Below are 25350 nucleotides of genomic sequence, written 5' to 3'. Positions count from 1 at the left end.
GCTGTGCGCTTATTTATCACTGGCCTTGTGCTTAACGCACAGATTAATAATGTGCCCTGTGAGTTAAAATAGCATCTTGCGACAGCGTTTTTTGTTACCTCGCATTAAAGTGTGTATAGGGGACTGGGGAATCGTTCCCAAAGCGCTTGCTCTGGCGAAAAGGGCGCTGTAACATTTGTAATCTGTATTTATGGATAAATTACAAACACAAATTATGTCGTCAATAATTAATCGAATCATTGAATTAGCGGGATGGATTGTCCTTGGGGTTTCAGTCGTGTTGCTCGGCATCGCCAGCCATATCGATAACTACCAGCCGCCGGAGCCTGTTACTGTCGCACAACAAAAGTAAGCCGTGTCGTCATAAAGCGTGACACATTACGTCATGGAACGTATTGCCAGCCGTAATGAACGGGGTTACCCTTCTCTTCCAGGCATCTGCTGATGCCTGAATCTTCGCAAAGAAAACTCCTAATTTCGTCGCGTTACCCGAGTGGACAGTTTACGTCTTTATTAATCCGTTTATTATTCGAACGCATTACCTTTATGGGTATTACCCTTTTATATGGAAACTTATTAACATGACAGTTCAGGACTATTTATTAAAATTTCGCAAGATCAATTCCCTTGAAAGCCTGGAAAAACTGTTTGACCATCTGAACTACACGCTGTCGGATAATCAGGACATCATCAATATGTACCGCGCTGCTGACCATCGTCGCGCCGAACTGGTCTCTGGCGGTCGTCTGTTCAATGTGGGGGAAGTGCCTAAATCCGTATGGCGTTACGTTGTATAAGAAAGTAGCCTTCGGCGTGAAATGTTATATACTCTTCGCCCTGCAAATTTCTGTATAACATTTCGCGCAGACTATGGGAGAGCGTATGACCGCATTGCCTGGAGAGAGAATTGGGGGCTGGTTAATCGCCCCGCTGGCATGGCTGCTGGTGGCATTATTAAGCGCTTCGCTGGCGCTGTTGCTATACACCACCGCACTGGTTACGCCTCATGCTATCCAGACACTGATGTCCCAGAGTGCGCTCAATATTGCAACGTGGTTTGTGTCGTTCGTTTTCGCGATCGCGATGTGGTACTACACGCTGTGGCTGACTATCGCCTTCTTCAAACGCCGCAAAAGCGTGCCGAAACATTACATTATCTGGCTGCTGGTCTCCGTGCTGCTGGCTGTCAAAGCATTCGCTTTCTCGCCAGTGTCTGACGCGCTGGCGGTTCGCCAGTTACTGTTTCCGCTACTGGCGACGGCGCTTCTGGTCCCTTATTTCAAGCGTTCGACGCGCGTTAAGAAGACCTTTGTCAACCCGTAATAACCTTACAGTTAACCTGTTGTGGCCTGTTGTCGTTTATCCGATAATAGGCGGCTATTTTATTTCAGGCTAAATAATGACCGATTACTTACTGCTCTTTGTCGGAACTGTGCTGGTTAATAACTTCGTACTGGTGAAGTTCCTTGGCCTGTGCCCGTTTATGGGCGTCTCCAAAAAGCTGGAGACGGCAATGGGCATGGGGCTGGCGACCACCTTCGTGATGACGATGGCCTCCATTTGCGCATGGCTGATTGATACCTGGATCCTGATCCCGCTCGACATGCTCTACCTGCGCACCTTGTCCTTTATTCTGGTCATTGCGGTTGTGGTGCAATTTACCGAGATGGTGGTGCGGAAAACCAGCCCTGCCCTGTATCGCCTGCTGGGCATTTTCCTGCCTCTCATCACCACCAACTGCGCGGTGCTGGGCGTGGCGCTGCTCAATATCAACCTTGGGCATAATTTCCTGCAATCGGCGCTGTACGGTTTTTCCGCGGCGGTCGGTTTCTCTTTTGTTATGGTCCTGTTCGCCTCGATTCGCGAGCGTCTGGCCGCGGCGGATATTCCCGCGCCGTTTCGCGGTAACGCCATCGCTCTGGTGACCGCAGGTTTAATGTCTCTGGCCTTTATGGGCTTTAGTGGTCTGGTGAAGTTGTAATGAGTGCTATCTGGATTGCCATCGCGTCCATCAGCGTACTGGGACTCGTCTTTGGCATCATTCTGGGTTATGCCTCCCGCCGGTTTGCGGTGGAGGACGATCCGGTGGTTGAAAAAATTGATGAACTTTTACCCCAGAGCCAGTGCGGGCAGTGCGGCTACCCTGGCTGCCGCCCTTACGCTGAGGCGGTGGGCGTGCAGGGCGAAAAGATCAACCGCTGCGCACCGGGTGGCGAAGCGGTCATGCTTAAAATAGCTGCCCTGCTGAACGTCGATCCCCAGCCTGTCGACGGCGATGAACAGGCCCAGGAGCCCGTTCGTGCCCTTGCTGTCATCGACGAAGCCAACTGCATTGGCTGCACCAAATGTATTCAGGCGTGTCCTGTTGACGCCATTGTGGGCGCAACGCGCGCGATGCACACCGTTGTGGCGGATCTGTGCACCGGCTGTAATCTCTGCGTGGCGCCCTGCCCGACGCAGTGTATAGAACTACGCCCGGTTGAAACGACTACTGAAAGCTGGAAGTGGGACCTTCAGACCATTCCGGTTCGCAATATTCCTGTGGAACAACATGCTTAAGTTATTTTCTGCCTTCAGAAAAGAGAAGATCTGGGATTTCGACGGCGGCATTCATCCGCCTGAGATGAAATCGCAGTCTAACGGCACGCCGCTGCGCCAGATCCCGCTGGCGACCCGTTACGTTATGCCCCTTAAACAGCATATCGGCGCGGAAGGTGAACTGTGCGTGAAAGAAGGCGATAGCGTTCTTCGCGGCCAGACGCTGACCTTTGGTCGCGGACGGATGTTGCCGATACATGCCCCGACTTCCGGTAAGGTGGTGGCTGTTGCCCCCCATACCGTTGCCCATCCGTCGGCGTTGTCTGAGCTGAGCGTGATCATTGAAGCCGATGGTGAAGACCGCTGGATCGATCGTGACGGCTGGAGCGACTACCGTTCCCACAGCCGTGAAGCGCTGATTGAACGCATTCATCAGTTCGGCGTGGCGGGTCTGGGGGGCGCAGGCTTCCCGACCGGCGCTAAGCTTCACGGCGGCGGCGATAAAATCGAAACGCTGATCATCAACGCCGCCGAGTGCGAACCGTACATCACCGCCGATGACCGTCTGATGCAGGACTGTGCCGCGCAGGTGGTGGAAGGGATTCGCATTCTTGCGCATATTCTGCAACCCCGCGAAGTGCTGATCGGTATTGAGGACAATAAACCGCAGGCCATTTCGATGCTGCGTGCGGTACTGGCGGACAGCCACGATATCGCCCTGCGAGTGATCCCGACCAAATACCCGTCCGGCGGGGCAAAACAGCTGACGCAGATCCTGACCGGCAAACAGGTCCCCCACGGGGGCCGTTCGTCCGACATCGGCGTGCTGATGCAAAACGTGGGAACCGCCTACGCGGTGAAACGTGCGGTGATTGACGGCGAGCCATTGACCGAGCGCGTCGTCACGCTGACCGGCGAGTCCGTCTCCCGTCCCGGCAACGTCTGGGCGCGTCTGGGTACGCCGGTGCGTCATCTGCTGGAACAGGCTGGCTTCTGCCCGGGTAGCGATCAACTGGTCATTATGGGTGGCCCGCTGATGGGCTTTACCCTGCCGTGGCTGGATGTGCCGGTGGTGAAGATTACCAACTGCCTGCTCGCCCCTTCCCCAACGGAGATGGGCGAAACGCAGGAAGAGAAAGGCTGCATACGCTGTAGCGCCTGTGCGGACGCATGCCCGGCAGATTTACTGCCGCAGCAGTTGTACTGGTACAGCAAAGGCCAGCTGCACGATAAAGCCCAGGCGCATAACCTGGCTGACTGTATTGAATGCGGTGCCTGCGCCTGGGTCTGCCCAAGCAATATTCCGCTGGTGCAATACTTCCGTCAGGAGAAAGCCGAAATCTACGCCATCTCCATGGAAGAAAAACGTGCCGCTGAAGCGAAGGCCCGCTTTGAAGCGCGTCAGGCGCGACTGGAGCGCGAGAAACAAGCCCGTCAGGAACGCCATAAGCAGGCTGCCGTCCAGCCTGCGGCGAAAGATCAGGATGCCATTAACGCAGCCCTGGCCCGCGTGCGCGAGAAGAAAGCCACCGCCGCCCAGACGGTTGTGATCGCTCCGGGAGAAAGACCGGACAACAGCGAAGCGATTGCGGCCCGCGAAGCGCGTAAAGCCGAAGCTCGCGCGCGTCAGGCGGAGAAAGCGCAACACGCCAAACCGGAAGCCGATATCGACCCGCGTAAAGCGGCAGTGGAAGCGGCTATCGCCAGGGCAAAAGCCCGTAAGGCCGGTCAGCAGACAGTGGTGGTTGAACAGGAAGCGACGGATCCGCGCAAGGCGGCCGTTGAAGCCGCTATCAACCGTGCCAAAGCACGAAAAGCGGCACAGGTTCAGCCTGCCGAAGAGAGTGAAGCGCCTGTCGACCCGCGTAAAGCCGCCGTTGAAGCGGCCATCGCCCGTGCCAAAGCACGAAAAGCGGCACAGCAGGACGAACGGCCTGCGGCCGCCAACGACGATCCACGCAAAGCCGCAGTCGCCGCCGCGATTGCGCGCGTTCAGGCAAAGAAAGCCGCGCAGCAAGCCGTTAACGAGGATTAAATGGTTTTCAGAATTGCAAGTTCCCCTTATACCCATAACCAGCGCCAGACATCGCGTATTATGATGCTGGTGTGCCTGGCCGCGCTGCCAGGTATTGCCGTACAGTGTTGGTTTTTCGGCTGGGGTACGCTTTTCCAGTTAGTTCTGGGTTGCGCCAGTGCCGTCGCAGCGGAAGCAGCGATCCTGAAGCTGCGCAAAATGGAAGTGACTCGCATCCTGAGCGATAACTCCGCCCTGTTGACCGGCCTGTTGCTGGCCATCAGCATTCCCCCGTTCGCCCCGTGGTGGATGGTGGTATTGGGAACGGTGTTTGCGGTGATCATCGCCAAGCAGCTGTACGGCGGGCTGGGCCATAACCCGTTTAACCCGGCGATGATTGGCTACGTGGTACTGCTGATCTCCTTCCCGGTACAGATGACCAGCTGGCTGCCGCCGCATGAGATCGCCGCCACCGTCCCCGGCTTTATGGATGCCCTGCACGTTATCTTCACCGGCCACACCGCGCTGGGCGCAGATATGAACGCGCTTCGCATGGGCGTGGACGGCATCAGCCAGGCCACCCCGCTCGATACCTTCAAAACCTCCCTGCGTGCCGGACACAGCGTGGAGCAGGTGATGAAATCGTCTATTTACAGCGGCGTACTGGCGGGTGCTGGCTGGCAGTGGGTCAATCTGGCCTATTTGTTGGGCGGCGCGTTCCTGCTTCAACAGAAGGCGATCCGCTGGCATATTCCGGTGAGCTTCCTGGTGACGCTGGCCGTCTGCTCAACGCTCGGCTGGGTCATCTCACCTGAGTCGCTGGCCAGCCCGCAGCTCCATCTGCTCTCCGGCGCGACCATGCTCGGGGCATTCTTTATTCTGACCGATCCGGTCACCGCGTCTACCACCAACCGTGGTCGTCTGATTTTCGGCGCGCTGGCGGGCTTGCTGGTCTGGCTTATTCGCAGCTTTGGCGGTTATCCGGACGGCGTGGCATTTGCCGTGCTGCTGGCTAACATCACCGTTCCGCTCATCGACTACTACACGCGTCCCCGCGTGTACGGTCATCGCTAAGGGTCACGCCATGCTAAAAACAATGCAAAAACACGGCGTTACGCTGGCGATCTTCGCCGCCGCCCTCACCGGGCTGACCGCGCTGGTAAATGAACTGACGAAAACTACCATTGCAGAGCAGGCAATGAAGCAGCAAAAGACGCTGTTCGATCAGGTGATCCCATCCGACTTCTACGATAATGACCTGCAAAAAAGCTGCTTTGTCGTACAGGCTCCGCAGCTCGGTAAAGGACCCCATCGCGTTTATATTGCCCGCAAGGGCGATAATCCCGTGGGTGCCGTCATGGAAGCCACCGCGCCGGACGGTTACTCCGGTGCGATTCAGCTGCTGGTTGGCAGCGATTTTTCCGGCACCGTGCTGGGCACGCGCGTGACGGAACATCACGAAACGCCGGGCCTTGGCGACAAAATTGAAACACGATTAAGCGACTGGATCTTACACTTCGCCGGTAAGATGATTCATGGCGAAGACGATCCTGCTTTCGCGGTGAAAAAAGATGGCGGCGAGTTTGACCAGTTCACGGGTGCCACGATTACCCCGCGCGCGGTGGTCAACGCCGTCAAGCGCGCCGGGCTGTATGCCGAAACGCTGCCCGCGCAGATCAATCATCTTTCCACCTGTGAGGAGTGACCATGAGCCAGGTTAAAGAGGTTATCGTCCAGGGTCTCTGGAAGAACAACTCCGCGCTGGTACAGCTGCTGGGGCTGTGTCCGCTGCTGGCGGTGACGTCTACCGCCACCAACGCGCTCGGGCTGGGGCTGGCGACCACGCTGGTGCTCACCCTGACTAACTTTTCTATTTCTGTTTTGCGCCGCTGGACGCCGTCGGAAATCCGTATTCCGATCTATGTCATGATCATTGCGTCGGTGGTCAGCGTGGTGCAAATGCTGATTAACGCCTACGCATTTGGCCTGTACCAGTCGCTCGGGATTTTCATTCCGCTTATCGTGACTAACTGTATTGTCGTAGGCCGCGCTGAAGCCTTTGCGGTGAAAAACAATCCGGCCATATCCGCGCTGGATGGTTTTTCCATCGGCATGGGCGCGACTGCCGCCATGTTCGTTCTCGGCTCTCTGCGTGAAATTTTGGGCAACGGTACGCTCTTCGACGGTGCGGACGCGCTGCTTGGCGGCTGGGCGAAGTCGCTGCGTATTGAGGTGTTCCATACGGACACTCTGTTCCTGCTGGCCATGCTGCCGCCTGGAGCCTTCATTGGCCTTGGGATGATGCTGGCGTTAAAATACCTGATTGATGAAAAACGTAAACGCCGCGCCGCTGAGCGCAGCGTACAGGAAGGGATCCCCGAGAAAGCAGTATGAATAAAGAGAAACGCATTGCGATCCTGACGCGCCTGCGCGATGAGAATCCTCATCCAACGACAGAGCTGAATTTTAACTCGCCGTTTGAACTGTTGATCGCGGTGCTCCTCTCTGCACAGGCGACGGACGTGAGCGTCAACAAAGCTACGGCCCTGCTCTACCCTGTCGCCAATACGCCGCAGGCCATGCTGGAGCTGGGCGTTGAAGGTGTGAAATCCTATATCAAGACCATTGGCCTGTTTAACAGCAAGGCCGAAAACGTCATTAAGACCTGCCGGATCCTGCTGGAGCAGCACGGCGGTGAAGTCCCGGAAGACCGCGCTGCGCTGGAAGCGTTGCCGGGCGTCGGGCGTAAAACGGCAAATGTGGTGCTGAACACGGCGTTTGGCTGGCCGACCATCGCCGTGGATACCCATATCTTTCGCGTCTCTAACCGTACCCGGTTCGCGCCGGGTAAAAACGTGGAAGAGGTGGAAGAGAAGCTGTTAAAAGTGGTCCCTGCGGAATTTAAGGTGGACTGCCACCACTGGCTGATCCTGCACGGACGGTATACCTGTATTGCCCGTAAGCCACGCTGCGGTTCCTGCATTATCGAAGATCTCTGCGAATACAAAGAAAAAGTCTATCCCTGAGCGTAAACCACCTTACTTCTTACCTGTTCAAGCCCTTAAAATTAACAAGGGCTCTGATATCTTCCCAATTGACCATAAATTGCCCTCTCTTTCTCCTTTACGCATTGTCGATTCTTCGGTCATTTAACACTCAAACAGGTTAATAGTTTTTTCATCACCAAAAATTTCTATACATCTGTGATCGCGATCACTCTGATAACCTGATGTTGGATTTTTGTTGTTAAAACCCGCCCAACCCCTTTGTCAGACAAGATTTCATCGATTCCATACCGCACATAAGACCAGTCATTTTTCAGAATATGGGCTATATCACTGCCATTCACCCAAAATAGCAGAACATATCGCCATACAGCCATTAAACAGGGTCGATTACAGTGAAAAAAACCATCAATTTTGAACGGATGAGATTTAACGCTGTATAACATTTGCATGAACCGATGATTATACCGCCAGAGTTATATGTAACAGATTATTACAAACGTATTGCCAGATGGGGCTGGATAGTGAACATTACCCGCCGTTTCCCCTCCCAATATAACTATAAAGCGGATGGACTACGGTCATCACGCTATGAACACCCCCGTTAATATGGGATGTAAAAAAAGAGGTATATGTGTCTACTGCAAACAATAAACCAACAGATGAGAGCGTAAGTCTTAACGCTTTCAAACAGCCTAAAGCGTTCTATCTCATTTTCTCGATCGAATTATGGGAACGTTTTGGCTACTACGGCCTGCAAGGGATCATGGCGGTTTACCTGGTTAAACAACTGGGTATGTCTGAAGCCGATTCCATCACGCTGTTCTCTTCCTTCAGCGCCCTGGTGTATGGCCTGGTCGCTATCGGCGGCTGGTTAGGCGATAAAGTCCTCGGTACTAAACGAGTCATTATGCTGGGCGCCGTTGTTCTGGCGATTGGCTATGGGCTGGTTGCCTGGTCCGGGCACGATGCAGGTGTGGTTTACATGGGCATGGCTACCATCGCGGTAGGTAACGGCCTCTTCAAGGCGAACCCGTCTTCCCTGCTCTCTACCTGCTACAGCAAAGATGACCCACGTCTGGACGGTGCATTTACCATGTACTACATGTCCATCAACATCGGTTCCTTCTTCTCTATGCTGGCAACCCCATGGCTGGCCGCAAAATTCGGCTGGAGCGTAGCGTTTGCGCTGAGCTTCGTAGGTATGCTGATCACCGTTGTGAACTTCCTGTTCTGCCGTAGCTGGGTTAAAGACTATGGTTCAAAACCAGACTTCGAACCCGTGCACATGGGCAAACTGCTGGCAACCATCGTCGGCATCGTGATCCTGGCCGCTGTCGCCACCTGGCTGCTGCACAACCAGGGCGTTGCACGTGCCGTACTGGGCGTGGTTGCGCTGGGTATCGTGATTATCTTCGCGAAAGAAGCCTTTGCGATGCAGGGTGCGGCACGTCGTAAGATGATTGTGGCGTTCATCCTGATGCTGGAAGCGATCATCTTCTTCGTTCTGTACAGCCAGATGCCAACGTCTCTGAACTTCTTCGCTATCCGCAACGTTGAGCACTCCATCCTTGGTATCGCGTTCGAGCCGGAGCAGTATCAGGCCCTGAACCCGTTCTGGATCATGATTGGTAGCCCGATTCTGGCCGCTATCTATAACAAGATGGGCGACCGTCTGCCTATGCCGCACAAGTTCGCTATCGGTATGGTGCTGTGCTCTGGCGCATTCCTGGTGCTGCCGCTGGGGACGAAATTCGCGACCGACGCGGGTATCGTGTCTGTTAACTGGCTGATCCTGAGCTATGCGCTGCAATCCATCGGTGAACTGATGATCTCCGGTCTGGGCCTGGCGATGGTTGCGCAGCTGGTCCCTCAGCGTCTGATGGGCTTCATCATGGGCAGCTGGTTCCTGACCACCGCTGGCGCGGCTATCATCGCAGGTAAGATTGCGAACCTGATGGCGGTACCAGACAACGTTACCGACCCGCTGGTTTCCCTGAATGTCTACGGCACCGTGTTCATGCAAATTGGTATCGCGACCGCCGTGATTGCCGTGCTGATGCTGCTGACCGCACCTAAACTGAATCGTATGACGCAGGACGACGACAAATCCGCTAAAGCGATCAAAACCGCGAACGCGTAATGTCATCGGGAAACGACTGAACAGAAGCCGCTAATTGATTAGCGGCTTTTTTTTTATCCGAACGCGCACTAACATAGCTGGAACCTCAGCAAAAAGGAGTTACCGATGAAACTGTTCTATAAACCGGGCGCCTGCTCTCTTGCTTCCCATATTACGCTTCGCGAGAGCGGTAAAGATTTCACGCTGGACGGCGTTGACCTGATGAAAAAGCGTCTGGAAAACGGGGATGACTTTTTTGCGATTAACCCAAAAGGCCAGGTTCCGGCCCTGCTGCTGGATGATGGCACCCTGCTGACCGAAGGGGTGGCGATTATGCAATTCCTGGCGGACAACGTACCGGATCGTCAGCTCCTTGCCCCCACCGGCAGCATTGCGCGTTATAAAACGCTGGAGTGGCTGAACTATATTGCCACCGAACTGCACAAAGGCTTTACGCCCCTGTTCCGCCCGGACACGCCGGAAGAGTACAAACCTACCGTGCGCGCGCTGCTGGAGAAAAAGTTGCAGTACGTTAACGACGCGCTGAAAGACGACCAGTGGATCTGTGGCTCGCGTTTCACCATCGCCGATGCCTATCTGTTTACCGTTCTGCGCTGGGCGCGCGCGGTTAAGCTGAACATGGAAGGATTAGACCATGTCGCATCGTATATGACGCGCGTGGCGGAGCGTCCTGCGGTGGCAGCGGCGCTGAAAGCGGAAGGGTTGAATTAACCGAGCGGCCTGGATTGCCGGGTGGCGCTGACGCTTACCCGGCCTATAAATTCCGTAGGCCCGTGCAAGCGCAGCGCCGCCGGGCGTTTTCTAAAGCTGCGTTGCGCTAAAATAGTGCTCCGGCTTCGCGATGCGATCCTGCGCCGCGACGACCTGGAGCTCATATTCCTGCATCGTCTTCGTCGCAATCATGATTTCATAAACGGCTGCGGTGACGTGCTCCAGCGCATCGCGCAGGCTCGCGCCCTGCAATAGCTTCACCAGCAGCAAACCGCTGGTCACATCCCCGACCCCGACAGGCTGACGTGCACCGAAATCCACCAGCGGTCGACTGATATGCCAGGCTTCATCCTTCGTCACCAGCAGCATTTCAAAACGCTCCTGGCTCAACCCTGCGCGTGCCAGGTGCTTAACCAGCACAATCTCTGGCCCCTGGGCGATCAGCTCGCGAGAGGCGCTTACAGCCTCTTCTACGCTGTTGACCGGATGCTCGCACAGGATCTCAAGTTCAATCATGTTGGGGGCAATAATATCGCTGGCGGGCAATGCATGACGGACATGAAACTCCGCAACGCCCGGCGCTACGATGCAGCCTTTTTCCGGATGTCCCATCACCGGATCGCAGAAATATCTCGCCGCGGGGTTTGCCGCTTTCACCTGGCGCACAATGCCGAGGATATGTTCCCCCTGCTCCGCCGAACCCAGATAGCCGCTCAGTACGGCATCGCAGCGTTTAAGCTGGTCGATATCCGCAATCCCCTGAACGATTTCCGTCAGATGCGACGGCGGCATTACGCAGCCGGTCCATTTACCGTACTGGGTGTGATTCGAGAACTGGACGGTATTGAGGGGCCAGACGTTAACGCCGAGGCGGCGCATCGGGAATTCCGCAGCGCTGTTGCCAGCATGTCCAAACACAACGTGGGACTGAATGGCGAGGATGTTCTTCATGTTGTACTTACCAAACCCTGTCAAAACAAAAGGGGCGTGGTTTCCCACGCCCCTGCATACTTTTAATTACTTCCAGCAGACCAGGCAGTAATTTTTCTTACCGCGACGCAGCAGCGTGTAGCGACCATAGAGACGGTCGTTCTCGGTAAAGGTGTATTCCGGATCGGCCTGTTTTTCGCCATTAATGGTGATCGCGTTAGAGGCGATGGTTTTACGCGCCTGACCGCGAGACGGCTGGAGCTCGGAGTCCACCAGCGCCTGCATCAGATCGGCGCCTTTTTCCATCTCAACCATCGGCACGCCATCCTGCGCCAGCTGTTCGAAATCCGCTTCGCTTAAATCGCTCAGGGTCCCGTTGAACAGGCTCGCCGTAATGCGCTTCGCCGCCGCCAGACCTTCTTCGCCGTGAACCAGTTTGGTCACTTCGTCCGCCAGCACGTACTGGGCGCGTGGTGCTTTACCGCTGTTCTTGTCTTCTTCTTCCAGCGCATTGATTTCTTCGATATCCATAAAGGTGAAGAACTTCAGGAAGCGATAAACGTCGGCATCCGCCGTGTTGATCCAGAACTGGTAGAACTTGTACGGGCTGGTTTTCTTCGGATCCAGCCATACCGCGCCGCCTTCGGTCTTACCGAACTTGGTACCGTCGGCTTTGGTGATCAACGGCACGGTCAGACCAAACACCTGGTTCTGGTGGAGGCGACGGGTCAGATCGATACCGGAGGTGATGTTACCCCACTGGTCGGAACCGCCAATTTGCAGAGAGACGCCGTGCAGCTTGTTCAGGCAGGCGAAGTCATACCCCTGCAACAGGTTGTAGGAGAACTCGGTGAAAGAGATACCCTGATCGTCACGGTTAAGACGCTGCTTCACTGCTTCTTTGTTAATCATCTGGTTAACAGAGAAGTGTTTGCCGATGTCACGCAGGAACGTCAGCACGTTCATGCCACCAAACCAGTCGTAGTTGTTCGCCGCAATCGCAGAGTTGTCACCGCAGTCGAAATCCAGGAACGGTGCAACCTGTTTACGGATCTTATCCACCCACTCCTGCACGGTGTCTTCGGTATTCAGCTTACGCTCAGCGGCTTTGAAACTTGGGTCGCCAATCAGACCGGTCGCGCCGCCAACCAGTGCGACAGGCTTATGGCCGGCCATCTGGAAGCGTTTCAGGCATAACAATGGAACAAGATGCCCCAAATGCAAGCTGTCAGCGGTGGGATCGAAGCCGCAATAGAGCGCGATCGGGCCTTGCGCCAGTCGCTCTGCTAACGCTTCCTCGTCCGTCACCTGGGCCACGAGGCCCCGCTCTTGCAATTGTTTAATCAAGTTACTGCTTGCCATCAAATTCTCCATGTATAAACGACTGCACCTTTGCCGGTACACGACTTTTCGCCTGATGCGAAAGGACCATAGAATAAAGCGCCAGCGCGGTGTGCGCTAGCGCTTAAATCAACAAATTTTGGGGATTACGGGGCCAGTCTGTCGATTTTCCAGCCACCGTTGTCGCGCTGGTATAAAAAGCGGTCGTGCAGGCGGTGTTCACCGCCCTGCCAGAATTCCATCTGCTCAATGGGGATGCGGAACCCGCCCCAGAAACTCGGCAGCGGTACTTCACCCTGCTGAAACTTCTGTTTGAGTTCGAGGAATTTACTTTCCAGCACGCCGCGGGCTGAGATTCGGCTGGACTGTTTAGACACCCAGGCGCCGATCTGACTGTCGCGCGGGCGGCTGTGGAAATATTTTACCACTTCGAGCGTAGAGAGGCGCTCCGCCTTGCCGGTGACCATCACCTGGCGCTCCAGCATATGCCACGGGAAGAGCAGGCTAATACGCGGATTATTTTCAAGGTGATGCGCTTTACGACTGCCAAGGTTGGTGTAGAACACCAGCCCTTTCTCGTCATAATGCTTGAGAAGAACGATGCGTTGATACGGCTGACCATTTTCATCAACCGTGGCAACGACCATTGCCGTCGGGTCAGCCAGTTTCGCTTCGCAGGCCTGCTTCAGCCAGCGTTCAAAAAGCACCAGCGGTTCGGCGGGAAGATCCTGGCGGCGCAGACCGCCTTTGGTGTATTCACGGCGCAGATGCGCAATTTGCTGTAGTTCGTCGTTATCTGACATGGCGTTAGCTGAAAGTGAGATTGGGTTGCGCTATTGTGCGCGCCCCCTTCAAAAATCTCAACGCTTCGGATTTTCAAGCTGACAATTGTTCAGCACAATGCGGTCACGCTTGTAGACGGTGGCGCTGTCGCCTTTCGACCAGAAGACGTAGATCCCGTCTGAGTAGCGCGCACCGGTGGCCGACATTCCCTGCTTCAGCGTCAACAACTTATTGTCATAAACGAAGCTGGCTTCCTGACGCGGGTTGTTCAGCTTCACCGTCAGCGGTTTTTCATCACAACGATATTCCAGCGTATCGGTTTGCATACGCTCAACGAACTGGTTATAGACGCTGCATCCGGTCATAAGAAAAGGTACAGCAATGAGAAGAAGTTTTTTCATGGGCAGATTCCGAAGACTATCCTGGTCCTGGAGGGCCTAACCGCCCTCCTGTTTTTCCCTATTTTACGGGTTACGCCTCCCGCTGAATTTCAGTTAACTCTGATTATGGCGCGGGTTTGCAGGGAAAATGGCCCCGAGGACGCTCGCCTCCCGCGCACCGGTTACGGAGGGTAAATTCCCGGGCAGACCGGCAACCGTACGCCAGGCAAGCCAGGCGAAGGCCAGCGCTTCCATATCGTCTCCGCTGATCCCGGCTTCGTCAGTGGTCGTGACTTCGGTGCCCGGCAGCAAGGCGGCGAGGCGTGCCATCACCAGCGGGTTGCGGCTTCCGCCTCCGCATACCAGCAAGCGCTCACACCCGCCGCTCAGCAACACCTGTTCAGAAATCGACACCGCGGTGAGCTCCGTCAGCGTAGCCTGCACATCCTGAGGCGCAAGGCCGGGGAAGCGCGCCAGCTGACGTTCAAGCCAGCCGTAGTTGAAATATTCCCGCCCCGTGCTTTTCGGCGCGGGCAGAGCAAAGAAAGGATCGCTTAACAGGGTTTGCAGCAAGGGAAGGATCACTTTCCCCTGGCTGGCCCACTGCGCGTCTTTGTCGTAGGCTTTACCGCTCTGGCGCCAAATCCAGGCATCCATCAGCATATTACCGGGTCCGGTATCGTACCCCCGCACGGGCTGCCCGGGAATAAGCATCGACAGGTTGGCGATCCCGCCGATGTTCAGGACCATCCTGCGCTCTACCGGGTGCGCCAGCAGCGCCTGATGAAATGCCGGAACCAGCGGCGCCCCCTGCCCGCCGAGGGCCATATCGCGACGACGGAAATCACCCACCACCGTCACGCCGGTTTTTGCCACAATCTGGTTGTTATCGCCAATTTGCATCGTGTGCGGCGCCTCGCCGACAGGTTCATGCCAGACGGTCTGCCCATGGCAACCTATTGCCACGATATCCTGCGGGTGGAGTCTTTCCTGCTGCATCAGGGCCAGTACCGCCTCAGCAAACAGCGCCCCCAGACGCACATCCAGTTGGCCCAGTTGGGAAAGCGTCAGCTGTTGTCCCTGGCAGATGTTCAGGATCTCTTCTTTTAACGAGACAGGAATAGGCCAGGTCAGGCTTGCCTGCTGCGCCACCATATTTTCATCAATGGCGGCCAGAACGACATCCACACCGTCAAGACTGGTACCAGACATCACACCGATATAGCGACCCGATTTCATGCGCTTTCCTTACGTTACATGGGCTAAGTGCAAACACTCCATCATAAATAACGCGGCTTTGCTATGCGGTGATAATATTTTTTAACAATCTCAGACCTGTAGCACAGACGGTTTTTGTTTATGTCCCGTTAAGCCCTGTTGAAGTAAAATTTATCTATTCGGCATGCAAAGATATGAACTGTGGTCAGGAATGCCATATAATTTAGCCATAACGGATGCCCCAACCGGGCGTTTTTTGGTGAACAGGAGAGTCAAATGATTTTACGTGTACTGGGCGTTTCGCTGATTGGTTTAACACTGGCGGGTTGTGTGAATGACAGTTCACTCTCCGGCGACGTATATAGTGCTTCTGAAGCTAAACAGGTACAGAACGTGACATACGGTACTATCGTTAATGCCCGTCCTGTTCAGATTCAAGGTGGCGATGACACGAACGTGGTGGGCGCAATCGGTGGTGCTGTGCTGGGTGGTTTCCTGGGTAATACCATTGGCGGCGGCACCGGACGTTCTCTGGCTACCGCAGCGGGCGCAGTTGCAGGCGGCGTAGCGGGTCAGGGCGTTCAGGGTGCGATGAACAAAACTCAGGGCGTTGAGCTGGAAATCCGTAAAGACGATGGCAGCACCATTATGGTTGTGCAGAAACAGGGTAACACCCGCTTCTCTGCTGGCCAGCGTGTTGTACTGGCAAGCAACGGCAGCCAGGTTACCGTCTCCCCGCGCTAATATCCTGATGGATGTGGTCTGTTCAGACCGCATCCATTTAACAAAATCATCGTTTCCAACAATATATTTGCACAATACATTCACACGGTGAATTATTCATTTCATCTATTTTTGTCCGTGCGCAAAGTATTTTTTATTTCCCTCACTTAGACTCTTCGCAATCTCTTTTCTTTTTTAATTTTTAAATTCTCTATGCTTGCGATCTGTCGATTTGTAAAGAACCGCTTTGTGGCCTTCGCGCTTGGATGCATTGTTATCATTGCCGTATTACAAGCTTTTTTTATAAAACTTGTTGAATGGGTTCCTTCGTTTTCACCTTTGTTTTTCCCTACGCTGACGATATTTCTTCTGGTGTTTCATCTGTTTATTGCCTGTTTTATGGCAATGAAATACTGGTGCGACAGAAGGCGATTATATCTTGTTCCCATTGCCCTGGCCTTTGCCGGCTCAGCGTTATTGATGGTGGGGACTCTGTCCAGCTTCCCGGCCTGGCTTGATCTCTATCAGTTCAACGTGGCGAACTATAATGACGCCATGATTTTCTATATGTTCCGCCACTTTTTAATGGCGGTGCTGATAATCATCTCGGCATTGCTGTATACCCTGCGTACGTCCGCTCTCTCACGAAGCACCCACATCGGTATCGTTGTCGGCGCCTCGCTCTTTACGGGCAGTATGCTTGGGCTGGCATTGTTCTATTCCAGCCATTCAACCCTGCTCACACTGGACCTGGTAGACAATGAAACCCGACAGTTTATGGTTCTCTGGAGCCAGGCGATTAATATTATTTTGATCGTCCTGTGGGTAGTAACGTTAATCACCCTGATGGCCATTACCCGCGTGAGGAATTTGTTTTGGGTCGGCGGCAATTTTTTATGCGTCTGTTATATCGTCACCCTGCTCATGCTATTGTTAGGCGGACACGCTGAAGATATTTCATGGTACCGGGCACGGTTATTCGAAACTGTCGCTACATTAATCATTATCTTCATCTTACTTTCCGATGTATTTAATTTGTATCGTGACTCGCATGTAAAATATCAGGAGTCTTATCAAAACTCGATCCGCGATCCCCTCACCCGTCTGTATAATCGTAGCTATTTCTATGATTCATTAAACCACGCGCTGAGTACAGCAACCCTGGCGCACCCGGTATCGGTGATCGTGAGCGATCTTGACCGTTTCAAACGCATTAACGACTGCTACGGCCATTTGCAGGGGGATAAGGTTTTACAGTTTGTCTCAAACCTGTTGACCGATTCAGTGCGACCGCAGGATATCGCAGCGCGGATCGGCGGCGAAGAATTTGTGCTCATGCTGACAAATACCCCTTCCGATCTTGCGCAACAGGTTGCCGAACGCATACGTCTCAAATTGAGCGGTTTCGACAACGTCAGCAGCGGCGGTTATCTCCCGGAACCGATAACTATCAGTATGGGGGTATTCACCGCCACCTCGCCGGAGACCAGCGCTGAAACCTGTGTGGAAAGCGCGGATAAAGCCATGTACGAGGCAAAAGAGACGGGCCGCAACCGGGTGGTGGTGTTCAGAACATGACAGAGGCCTTGCACCAGCAAGGCCTGTAAACAACGTCAGTCGCGCGACTGTAAATCGTGGATGTTTTGCTCAAGACGGGCGATGAGTCCGATCAGCATTTCCAGCTCAGCGGGGGAAATACCGGCCAGGATCTCCCCTCGCGTTTTACTGATGACGGTCTCCATCTCAGTAATAATCGGGGCCGCTTTTTCCGTCAATTTAATCCGCTTGGCGCGACGATCGCTGGCGCAGGTTTGTCGGGAGATGAGTCCCTTCTCTTCCAGCTGGTCAAGGGTACGCACCAGAGAAGGCTGCTCAATTCCAATCGCTTTTGCCAGTTGGATCTGTGACTGATCGGGCGGGAGCTGATGAATGTTATGCAGCGTAACCCAGTGCGTCTGCGTAAGTTCCAGAGGTTTCAGGCGATGGTCAATCAGAGCACGCCAGATGCGTACCAACCTTGCCAGATCAGAACCTAATGGCGATTCCAATTTCATCTCCTTATAATTAGCTTGCTAAGTGATTATAGTGATTTTAGAATAGTTTGCAGTATTTGTATTGCCAAAACAAATGCAATCACGGTATTCATCATTCCTTAAAGGATGATTTACACTGAATGGTAATGCGCCATCGCATTGAAATCTGCCAATGTGGCCCTCATTCCACCGCAAAGGATCGCTGCTTGTGACGTTGTTTTCCTTCTCCGCAGGGTTGCCCCTCCAGGATTTGATTGTTGGCGCATCGGTCTACTTTCCGCCACTGTTTAAAGCCGTGATGGTCGGTTTTGTAATCTGGCTCATTGCGCATCGTCTGCTGCGCGACTGGATGTATTCTGGTGAAATCTGGCACCCGATGTTAATGGATCTCTCCCTGTTTACCCTCTCCGTCTGTCTTGGCCTTGCCGTGTTAACCGTGTGGTGAGAATAGCATTGAAAACGTTAAAATATTTTTCCACTCTTTTCGTTTTAGCGCTGGCGGTGATGGCCGGCTGGTGGCTCTGGAATTATTACATGCAGTCGCCCTGGACGCGTGACGGCAAGATCCGCGCGGAACAGGTCAGCATCACGCCACAGGTGTCCGGCAGTATCAGCGCGCTGCTGGTGAAGGACAACCAGTACGTTCATGCGGGCGATGTGCTATTCCGCATCGACGAGACCCCTTTCCACATTGCGGTGCTTAATGCCCAGGCGCAGCTCGCAAAAGCTCAATCAGATCTGGCAAAAGCCAATAACGAAGCCGAACGCCGCCGCCATCTGTCGAGAAATTACATCTCTGCGGAGGATCTCGATACCGCCAATATCAATGTAAAAGCCATGCAGGCCAGCCTGAAGGTTGCAGAGGCAACGCTGAAACAGGCCGAGTGGCAACTGACCCAGACCGTGGTCAAAGCCCCGGTGGATGGATGGATCACGAGCCTGTCTACCCGTGTGGGTGATTACGCCACCACAGGCCAGCCGGTCTTCGCCCTGGTCGATAGCCACTCTTTCTATGTTGTAGGTTATTTTGAAGAGACCAAGCTGCGCCATATCCGCGAGGGAGCGCCTGCCCGGATCACGCTTTACAGCGGCGCAGAAACGTTACAGGGTCACGTTAGCAGCATAGGTCGGGCAATATACGATCAGAGCGTGGAAACCGATTCTGGCCTGGTGCCTGACATCAAACCCAACGTCCCGTGGGTGCGCCTGGCTCAGCGGGTGCCTGTTCGCGTCGAGTTTGATCAACTGCCGAAAGACATTACCCTGGTCTCTGGCACAACCTGCACCGTCGCCATCGGATCGCGATGATGAACCTGGGGGCTTTCTCCTGGCGCAATACGCCGTGGATAAAAGCGACACGGCCGCAGTGGCGTTACGCGCTGCGCAACGGCATCGCCATGTGCCTTGCGCTTACGGTTGCCTATTATCTGAATCTGGATGAGCCTTACTGGGCGATGACCTCTGCGGCGGTCGTCAGCTTCCCTACCGTCGGGGGCGTTATCAGCAAAAGCCTCGGGCGCGTGGCGGGTAGCCTGCTGGGGGCAACCGCCGCACTGCTTCTTGCCGGCCATACCCTGAACGATCCCTGGCTCTTTCTGTTAAGCATGTCGGCATGGCTGGGGCTGTGTACCTGGGCCTGCGCCCATTTTACCAATAACGTTGCCTATGCGTTTCAGCTGGCGGGTTACACCGCGGCCATTATCGCCTTTCCGGTCGTCAACGTGCTGGACACCACCGAGCTGTGGGATATCGCCCAGGCACGCGTGTGTGAAGTGATGGTCGGCATTCTGTGCGGGGGCGTCATGATGATGATCCTGCCCAGTACCTCAGATGGCACTACGCTTATCACCGCCCTTAAAACGATGCACGCACGTTTGCTGGAACATGCCAGCCTGCTCTGGCAGCCTGACAGCAGCGATGACATCCGCCTCGCGCACGAAAAGGTCATCGGCCAGATCCTGACCATGAACCTGTTGCGCATCCAGGCTTTCTGGAGCCACTACCGTTTTCGTCGCCAGAACACGCTTCTGAACTATTTACTGCACCAGCAATTGCGGATGACGAGCGCGATCTCAAGCCTTCGCCGGATGTTGCTGAACTGGCCTGCACCGCCAGCCCATACCCGGGAGATTATCGAGGCGCTGCTCGCCGCTCTTGCGCGTCCGGATTCCGATATCTATACCGTGGCCCGCATTATCGCGCCGCTCGCCCCAACGGATGAATATGACTACCGGCACCGCGCCTTCTGGCAGCGTCTGAACTATTTCTGCCGCCTGTATCTGCGCAGCAGCCGCTGGTTAAAAGCCGTCGAAAATGCCACGCCCGTCACCGAATTTTCCGTTCCCGGTAGTCCTGCTCTGGCACGCCATACCGACGCAATGGAGGCGCTGTGGAGCGGTTTTCGTACGTTTTGCGCGTTAACGGCCGTGGGCGCATGGGCCATCACCACGCAATGGGATGCGGGCAGTGCGGCCCTGACGCTTGCGGCAATCAGCTGCGTGCTCTATTCCGTTGCCGCTTCCCCCTTTAATTCCCTGACGCTTCTGCTGCGTACGCTGGTACTGCTGTCACTGTTCAGCTTCGTGGTGAAATTTGGTTTTATGGTGCAGATAACCGACCTCTGGCAATTTCTGCTGTTTCTCTTCCCGCTATTAACCACCATGCAGTTGCTCAAATTGCAAATGCCTAAACTGGCCGGTCTGTGGGGTCAGTTGATTGTTTTTATGGGCTCATTTATCTCTGTAACGAATCCACCGGTTTACGATTACGCTGATTTTCTCAACGACAACCTGGCGAAGATCCTCGGCGTGGGGCTGGCGTGGCTGGCTTTCGCTGTGCTACGCCCGGGCTCGGACGCGCGTAAAAGCCGCAGGCATATTCGGGAGTTGCGCAGGGGTTTTGTCGATCAGCTGAGCCGCAGGCCGCATCTGCGCGAAAGCGAGTATGAATCGCTGGTTTACCATCATGTCAGCCAGCTGAACAACAGCCAGGATTCACTCTCCCGTCGCTGGCTGCTGCGCTGGGGCGTGGTGCTGTTAAACTGTTCGCACGTGGTGTGGCAACTGCGCGCCTGGGAGACGCGTTCCGATCCGCTGTCGCAGGTCCGTGATAACTGTATTTCCATGCTCCGAGATGTGATGAGCGAGCGCGGGGTGCAGCAGCGCCCCCTGAGCGTCACGCTCGCCGAGCTTCAGCGTATTTGCGACGCGCTGGCGCACCATCATCAGCCTGCGGCCCGCGATCTGGCGTCCATTATCTGGCGGCTGCACTGCTCCCTGTCACAGCTTGAACAGGCGCCGCCACCCGGAACGATTGGCGATCAGATCACCCCGCAGGCATAGCGCGCCCCGCCGCCGCCAAGCGGTTTAGGCTGATCGGACATGTTATCGCCGCCCACGTGGACCATCAGCGCCTTGCCTTTGACCTCGTCAAGCTTTTTGAGTCGTGGCGCCACAACCGGATCGGTGGCTTTACCATCGTTATTTACCACCAGCACCGGCAAATCGCCGAGGTGCCCCATCCCTTCCGGGCCTTCATGCTTACCGGAGTTGTGCGGGTCGAGATGCCCCCCTGCGGCTTCCGCAGCTGTTGGTTTCCCCTCTTTCATCGCGGGTTGACAGCTGCCTTTGGCATGAACGTGAAAACCATGTTCGCCGGGTGGAAGAGCCTTGAGATCGGGAGCAAATTCCAGCCCTTTATCGGTTTCGGTGATTTTCACCGTCCCGATGGACTGGCCTACCCCCTGAGAAGTGACGAGATTCATTTCAACGTCCTCGCTGGCTGCATGCGCACCTGCGCAAACAACCAGCGTGACCATTGCCAGAGCAAAACGCTTCATAAGACCTCCACGGGTTATTTTTTGCACCTTAAGTCTATACCAGCGGCGCAGATTTCACCGGAAAGTCAGGTTCAGGCGTGCTCAGGGTACGTCGTAGCCCAGCGCCGCCTTGCGGATGCGGAACCATTGCTGACGCGTCATATCCAGCTCCTCAGCCACAAGCGCAGCGCGGACGCGCTCAATTTTGCCGGAGCCAATAATTGGCAGCGGTTTAGACGGCAGGCACAGGATCCAGGCGTAAACCACCTGCTCGATACTCTCCGCATTCAGTTCGCGCGCCACCGTTTCAAGCTCGTTACGCAGCGGCTGGAATGCCTCATCGTTAAACAGGCGGCCGCCTCCCAGACAGGACCATGCCATTGGACGGATGCGCAGCTGTTGCAGTTGGTCGAGCGTGCCATCCAGCAGCAGCGGCTGATGAACAGGCGAGATCTCCACCTGATTCGTCGCCAGCGTAAACGGCAGGCGAGACTGCAATAGCGCAAACTGTGCCGGGGTGAAGTTAGACACGCCAAAATGGCGCACTTTGCCGCTCTGGTGCAGCGTCAGGAAGGCTTCCGCGACCTCATCCGCATCCATCAACGGATCGGGTCGGTGGATCAGCAGCAGGTCGATACGATCGGTGGCCAGGTTAATCAGTGACTGCTCGGCGCTTTTAACGATATGCGCGCTGTCAGTGATGTAATGCCCAAGCGCATGCTCCGGTTTTGCTGTGGTGGCAATACCGCATTTGGTCACAATCTCCATACGTTCACGCAGCGCCGGCGCACGCTTCAGCGCTTCGCCAAAGGCAGCCTCGCACTGATAGCCGCCATAAATATCAGCGTGATCGACGGTGGTGATCCCGAGATCGAGATGCTCTTCTATAAAGTCCGCCAGCTGGACCGGAGACATATTCCAGTCCATAAGGCGCCAGTAGCCCATAACAAATCGGGAGAACTCCGGGCCCTGCGGGGCAAGGGTAATACGCTGAACCATAACATTTTCCTCAAGGAAGTCATGTCACCAGTATACGCAATTACCCTGCTAAAACAGTGAAGGTTGCTGAGGTTCTTCGCTTTCAACCGCTTTGTTTGCACGAATTTTACGCAGCAGACGCTGTCGACAGAGCCGTAAGACCTCCTGCTTTTGCGCGTCGCTGAAATTTTGCCAGTTAAAACGTTCATCGCGCGTGCGCATGCAGCCACGACAGTATCCTCGTTCATCTACCTGGCAAATACCCCGGCACGGGCTCTGGACAGGGAAAAACTCCAGTTGCTCTGCCACACCTACCTCCAGAACGTCATTATTCCCTACAGTGAAGACCCTAAATGGCTTGCATGCAAGGATGTCCGCCACAAACAGTGCATTAAGGTTTCGCTAATCTTCCCTTCTTATACTCGCCGCATTGATATAACGAATGGTCTGTTCATCATGTGGTTCACTAAAAATTTACACTGTAACGATATAAAATTTACTCTGGGCTGTGCACTTTTCTTCACCGTACTGAATGCACTGTTTATCCAGCGCAGCTGGTCAATCATTGCGCCTGCGCATCTGCACGATGTCCTGTTTGCTGCCAGCGTGCCGCTGGTACTGTTCTGCGGCTGGGTGATTGTCTTCAGCCTGCTGAATATTCCCTTTGTTCGCAAGCCGCTCATGATTGTCCTGACCCTGGGATGCGCCGCCGCAACCTGGTTTATGTATACCTATGGCACGGTTATCGATCAGAACATGATTGTGAACGTGTTCGAAACTAATTCCCAGGAAGCGACTGCCCTGGTGACGCCGCAGATGATCCTGTGGCTGGTCGTTGCGGGTCTGGTTCCATCGATTATTTTAGCCCTGACGCGCATTCGCACCGGAAAATGGTGGTATGCCCTCCTGACGCGTGTCGCCGCTATGCTGGGCGCGCTGCTGGTGATCATCCTGGTCGCGGCGGTGTTTTATAAAGACTATGCTTCTCTGTTCCGCAATAACAAAAGCATCGTCAAAATGGTTACCCCGGCGAATTACGTGAGCGCCGTGGTGAAATACAGCAAAATGCGCTGGTTTGCCGGCGACCAGACGCTGGTCCGCATTGGCGAGGATGCTCATAAAGGCGCGCTGATTTCCAGCCAACGCAAGAAAACCGTGCTGATTGTGGTGGTGGGCGAAGCCTCCCGCGCCGCAAACTACTCGTTAAATGGTTACCCGCGTGAAACCAACCCCGAGCTGAAAAAGCAGGATGTCATCAACTTCCCCCAGGCCTCCTCCTGTGGCACGGAAACCGCCGTTTCCGTCCCCTGCATGTTCTCCGGCATGACGCGGAAAAAATATGACGCGGACCTCGCCCATCACCAGGAAGGTCTGCTCGATGTACTTAACCATGCCGGTTTCAACCTGCTGTGGCGCGACAACGACGGCGGGTGTAAAGGCGCCTGCGACCGCGTGCCGCACACGGACATGACCCAGTGGAAACTGGATCAGTTCTGTAAGGACAAATCCTGTATCGACGACGTCAACCTCTACCGTCTGGACAACGTACTGGATGGAATAAAGCAGGATACGGTTCTGGTTATTCATCTGATGGGCAGCCACGGTCCGGCCTACTACAACCGTTATCCGGACAGCTTTCGCAAGTTCACCCCAACCTGCGATACCAATGAAATTCAGGATTGCGATCATCAGTCGCTGATCAATACCTATGACAACTCGATTTTGTATACCGACAGCGTGGTCAGCCGAACCATCGACGCGCTGAAAGCCCGGCAGGCCAACATGAACACGGCGCTCATTTACCTCTCCGATCACGGTGAATCGCTGGGCGAAAGCGGAATTTACCTGCACGGTACGCCGTATATGCTGGCCCCAGAGCAGCAAACGCATATTCCGTTTATGTTCTGGCTCTCCCCGGATTATGCGAAAAACTTCGGCGTAAACACGGATTGCCTGCGTGACCATGCCGCAAAAGAGGCGGTTTCACAGGACAATTTATTCGCCACCGTTCTGGGCATGATGGACGTGAAATCAGCGGTTTATCAACCGCAGCTGGATATTCTGTCGCAATGTCGTCGCTAAGCGGGCTTGCATTAGACCGAACGGTCTATTAGAGTAAGGGCATGAGCAGACACACTGAACACGATACACGAGAACATTTGCTGGCTACCGGCGAGCGCCTTTGCATGCATCGCGGGTTTACCGGTATGGGGCTGAGCGAGTTGTTAAAAACCGCTGAAGTACCTAAGGGATCGTTTTATCACTATTTTCGATCCAAAGAGGCGTTCGGCGTTGCCATGCTGGAGCGGCACTACGCCAGCTACCATCAGCGCCTGGCAACCCACTTCGCCAGCGGTGAAGGTGACTACCGGGATCGTGTTCTGAACTACTATCAGGAAACGCTGACGCAGTTCTGTCAGCAGGGCATCATCAGCGGCTGCCTGACGGTAAAACTGTCTGCCGAAGTGTGCGATCTCTCCGAAGATATGCGCACCGCCATGGATAAAGGAGCCAGCGGCGTGATTGCCCTGCTGGCTCAGGCGCTGGAGAGCGGGCGCAATGAAAAAACGCTCTCCTTCTCCGGCGATCCGCTCACGCAGGCACAGGTGCTCTATTCCCTCTGGTTAGGCGCCAACCTGCAAGCAAAAATGTCTCGCAGCGCCGTGCCGCTCGAAAGCGCGCTGGCGCATGTGAAAAACTGTATTACCGCGCCTGGCGTGTAGCCGGCGTTTTTAT

The 25350-nt window shown here is 54.9% G+C and carries 28 protein-coding genes; 19 read left to right on the top strand and 9 right to left on the bottom strand.

Annotated elements, in window-relative coordinates:
• The first annotated feature begins 226 nt into the window (after positions 1 to 226).
• From blr to gstA, 12 genes are all read left to right on the top strand, one after another.
• Positions 227 to 352, top strand: a complete 126-nt coding sequence (gene blr / locus ACWKXX_RS05340; RefSeq protein ID WP_151884424.1) for a division septum protein Blr — start codon at positions 227 to 229, stop codon at positions 350 to 352.
• Between the two features lie 229 nt (positions 353 to 581).
• Entirely contained in the window at positions 582 to 797 is a 216-nt protein-coding gene (ydgT, locus tag ACWKXX_RS05335; RefSeq protein WP_000217941.1) for a transcription modulator YdgT, read from the top strand.
• Between the two features lie 85 nt (positions 798 to 882).
• A complete protein-coding gene (locus ACWKXX_RS05330) occupies positions 883 to 1323 on the top strand; it encodes a DUF2569 domain-containing protein (protein ID WP_015570663.1) in 441 nt (146 codons plus the stop codon).
• A 76-nt stretch (positions 1324 to 1399) separates the two neighbouring features.
• Complete coding sequence (gene rsxA, locus ACWKXX_RS05325; protein ID WP_000133206.1) at positions 1400 to 1981, top strand: electron transport complex subunit RsxA; 582 nt, start codon at positions 1400 to 1402, stop codon at positions 1979 to 1981.
• Positions 1981 to 2559 carry an electron transport complex subunit RsxB gene (gene rsxB, locus ACWKXX_RS05320; protein WP_015570664.1) on the top strand — a complete coding sequence of 193 codons (579 nt, stop codon included), beginning with the start codon at positions 1981 to 1983 and terminating at the stop codon, positions 2557 to 2559. Before rsxA ends, rsxB begins: the two co-directional genes overlap by 1 nt.
• Positions 2552 to 4573: an electron transport complex subunit RsxC gene (rsxC, locus tag ACWKXX_RS05315; RefSeq protein ID WP_454540765.1), complete on the top strand. Its 2022-nt coding sequence runs from the start codon at positions 2552 to 2554 to the stop codon at positions 4571 to 4573. The genes rsxB and rsxC overlap by 8 nt, the downstream gene beginning before the upstream one ends.
• Positions 4574 to 5626, top strand: coding sequence for an electron transport complex subunit RsxD (gene rsxD / locus ACWKXX_RS05310; protein ID WP_015570666.1), 1053 nt, complete (start codon positions 4574 to 4576; stop codon positions 5624 to 5626). It begins immediately after the preceding gene.
• A 10-nt stretch (positions 5627 to 5636) separates the two neighbouring features.
• Entirely contained in the window at positions 5637 to 6257 is a 621-nt protein-coding gene (gene rsxG / locus ACWKXX_RS05305; RefSeq protein WP_251999148.1) for an electron transport complex subunit RsxG, read from the top strand.
• A 2-nt stretch (positions 6258 to 6259) separates the two neighbouring features.
• A complete protein-coding gene (locus ACWKXX_RS05300; protein ID WP_261666276.1) occupies positions 6260 to 6946 on the top strand; it encodes an electron transport complex subunit E in 687 nt (228 codons plus the stop codon).
• The gene (gene nth / locus ACWKXX_RS05295) at positions 6943 to 7578 is read left to right on the top strand and encodes an endonuclease III (protein WP_015570668.1); all 636 of its coding nucleotides are present in this window, start codon (positions 6943 to 6945) and stop codon (positions 7576 to 7578) included. The genes ACWKXX_RS05300 and nth overlap by 4 nt, the downstream gene beginning before the upstream one ends.
• A gap of 613 nt (positions 7579 to 8191) precedes the next feature.
• On the top strand, positions 8192 to 9700 hold the full coding sequence (gene dtpA / locus ACWKXX_RS05290) for a dipeptide/tripeptide permease DtpA (RefSeq protein WP_003857596.1): 1509 nt from the start codon (positions 8192 to 8194) through the stop codon (positions 9698 to 9700).
• A 105-nt stretch (positions 9701 to 9805) separates the two neighbouring features.
• Complete coding sequence (gene gstA / locus ACWKXX_RS05285; RefSeq protein ID WP_003857598.1) at positions 9806 to 10411, top strand: glutathione transferase GstA; 606 nt, start codon at positions 9806 to 9808, stop codon at positions 10409 to 10411.
• A 90-nt stretch (positions 10412 to 10501) separates the two neighbouring features.
• Here gstA and pdxY read toward each other — a convergent pair whose 3' ends face one another.
• From pdxY to anmK, 5 genes are all read right to left on the bottom strand, one after another.
• Positions 10502 to 11362: a pyridoxal kinase PdxY gene (pdxY, locus tag ACWKXX_RS05280; protein WP_045349002.1), complete on the bottom strand. Its 861-nt coding sequence runs from the start codon at positions 11360 to 11362 to the stop codon at positions 10502 to 10504.
• Positions 11363 to 11428: 66 nt separating this feature from the next.
• Positions 11429 to 12703, bottom strand: coding sequence for a tyrosine--tRNA ligase (gene tyrS / locus ACWKXX_RS05275; protein ID WP_017384594.1), 1275 nt, complete (start codon positions 12701 to 12703; stop codon positions 11429 to 11431).
• Positions 12704 to 12828: 125 nt separating this feature from the next.
• Positions 12829 to 13485, bottom strand: a complete 657-nt coding sequence (gene pdxH, locus ACWKXX_RS05270; protein ID WP_003857601.1) for a pyridoxamine 5'-phosphate oxidase — start codon at positions 13483 to 13485, stop codon at positions 12829 to 12831.
• Between the two features lie 57 nt (positions 13486 to 13542).
• Positions 13543 to 13866, bottom strand: coding sequence for a C-type lysozyme inhibitor (gene mliC / locus ACWKXX_RS05265; RefSeq protein ID WP_431309508.1), 324 nt, complete (start codon positions 13864 to 13866; stop codon positions 13543 to 13545).
• 93 nt (positions 13867 to 13959) lie between these two features.
• Positions 13960 to 15084 carry an anhydro-N-acetylmuramic acid kinase gene (gene anmK / locus ACWKXX_RS05260; protein ID WP_015570673.1) on the bottom strand — a complete coding sequence of 375 codons (1125 nt, stop codon included), beginning with the start codon at positions 15082 to 15084 and terminating at the stop codon, positions 13960 to 13962.
• A gap of 255 nt (positions 15085 to 15339) precedes the next feature.
• On the opposite strand from anmK, the gene slyB reads away from it, so the two are divergent.
• Together slyB and ACWKXX_RS05250 are read left to right on the top strand one after the other, a co-directional pair.
• Positions 15340 to 15807 (top strand): outer membrane lipoprotein SlyB, encoded by a 468-nt coding sequence (gene slyB / locus ACWKXX_RS05255; protein WP_003857604.1) that lies wholly within the window; start codon positions 15340 to 15342, stop codon positions 15805 to 15807.
• 192 nt (positions 15808 to 15999) lie between these two features.
• Positions 16000 to 17364: a sensor domain-containing diguanylate cyclase gene (locus ACWKXX_RS05250; protein ID WP_023303565.1), complete on the top strand. Its 1365-nt coding sequence runs from the start codon at positions 16000 to 16002 to the stop codon at positions 17362 to 17364.
• 35 nt (positions 17365 to 17399) lie between these two features.
• Here the strand turns inward: ACWKXX_RS05250 and slyA are convergent, their stop codons facing one another.
• Positions 17400 to 17840 carry a transcriptional regulator SlyA gene (gene slyA / locus ACWKXX_RS05245; protein WP_006808997.1) on the bottom strand — a complete coding sequence of 147 codons (441 nt, stop codon included), beginning with the start codon at positions 17838 to 17840 and terminating at the stop codon, positions 17400 to 17402.
• Positions 17841 to 18027: 187 nt separating this feature from the next.
• On the opposite strand from slyA, the gene ACWKXX_RS05240 reads away from it, so the two are divergent.
• The 3 genes from ACWKXX_RS05240 to ACWKXX_RS05230 are packed head-to-tail and all read left to right on the top strand — an operon-like array spanning position 18028 to position 21160.
• Positions 18028 to 18264: a DUF1656 domain-containing protein gene (locus tag ACWKXX_RS05240; protein WP_003857607.1), complete on the top strand. Its 237-nt coding sequence runs from the start codon at positions 18028 to 18030 to the stop codon at positions 18262 to 18264.
• 2 nt (positions 18265 to 18266) lie between these two features.
• A complete protein-coding gene (locus tag ACWKXX_RS05235; protein ID WP_026080710.1) occupies positions 18267 to 19127 on the top strand; it encodes an efflux RND transporter periplasmic adaptor subunit in 861 nt (286 codons plus the stop codon).
• Positions 19127 to 21160, top strand: coding sequence for an FUSC family protein (locus tag ACWKXX_RS05230; protein ID WP_261666476.1), 2034 nt, complete (start codon positions 19127 to 19129; stop codon positions 21158 to 21160). The genes ACWKXX_RS05235 and ACWKXX_RS05230 overlap by 1 nt, the downstream gene beginning before the upstream one ends.
• Here the strand turns inward: ACWKXX_RS05230 and sodC are convergent.
• The 3 genes from sodC to ACWKXX_RS05215 form a co-directional block, all read right to left on the bottom strand.
• A complete protein-coding gene (sodC, locus tag ACWKXX_RS05225; protein WP_015570677.1) occupies positions 21139 to 21657 on the bottom strand; it encodes a superoxide dismutase [Cu-Zn] SodC in 519 nt (172 codons plus the stop codon). The two genes, ACWKXX_RS05230 and sodC, sit on opposite strands and share 22 nt — an antisense overlap.
• Before the next feature lie 81 nt (positions 21658 to 21738).
• Positions 21739 to 22635, bottom strand: a complete 897-nt coding sequence (locus ACWKXX_RS05220; RefSeq protein WP_017693550.1) for an aldo/keto reductase — start codon at positions 22633 to 22635, stop codon at positions 21739 to 21741.
• Positions 22636 to 22683: 48 nt separating this feature from the next.
• Complete coding sequence (locus tag ACWKXX_RS05215) at positions 22684 to 22923, bottom strand: DUF1289 domain-containing protein (protein WP_017384600.1); 240 nt, start codon at positions 22921 to 22923, stop codon at positions 22684 to 22686.
• A 147-nt stretch (positions 22924 to 23070) separates the two neighbouring features.
• Here ACWKXX_RS05215 and eptA point away from each other — a divergent pair, with 147 nt between their 5' ends.
• Together eptA and ACWKXX_RS05205 are read left to right on the top strand one after the other, a co-directional pair.
• Positions 23071 to 24696, top strand: a complete 1626-nt coding sequence (gene eptA / locus ACWKXX_RS05210) for a phosphoethanolamine transferase EptA (RefSeq protein WP_261666277.1) — start codon at positions 23071 to 23073, stop codon at positions 24694 to 24696.
• 41 nt (positions 24697 to 24737) lie between these two features.
• Entirely contained in the window at positions 24738 to 25337 is a 600-nt protein-coding gene (locus tag ACWKXX_RS05205; protein ID WP_017384602.1) for a TetR/AcrR family transcriptional regulator, read from the top strand.
• Positions 25338 to 25350: the final 13 nt, after the last annotated feature.

Source organism: Enterobacter sp. UPMP2061, assembly GCF_053709615.1.
This window is presented reverse-complemented; position numbering and strand designations above follow the sequence as displayed.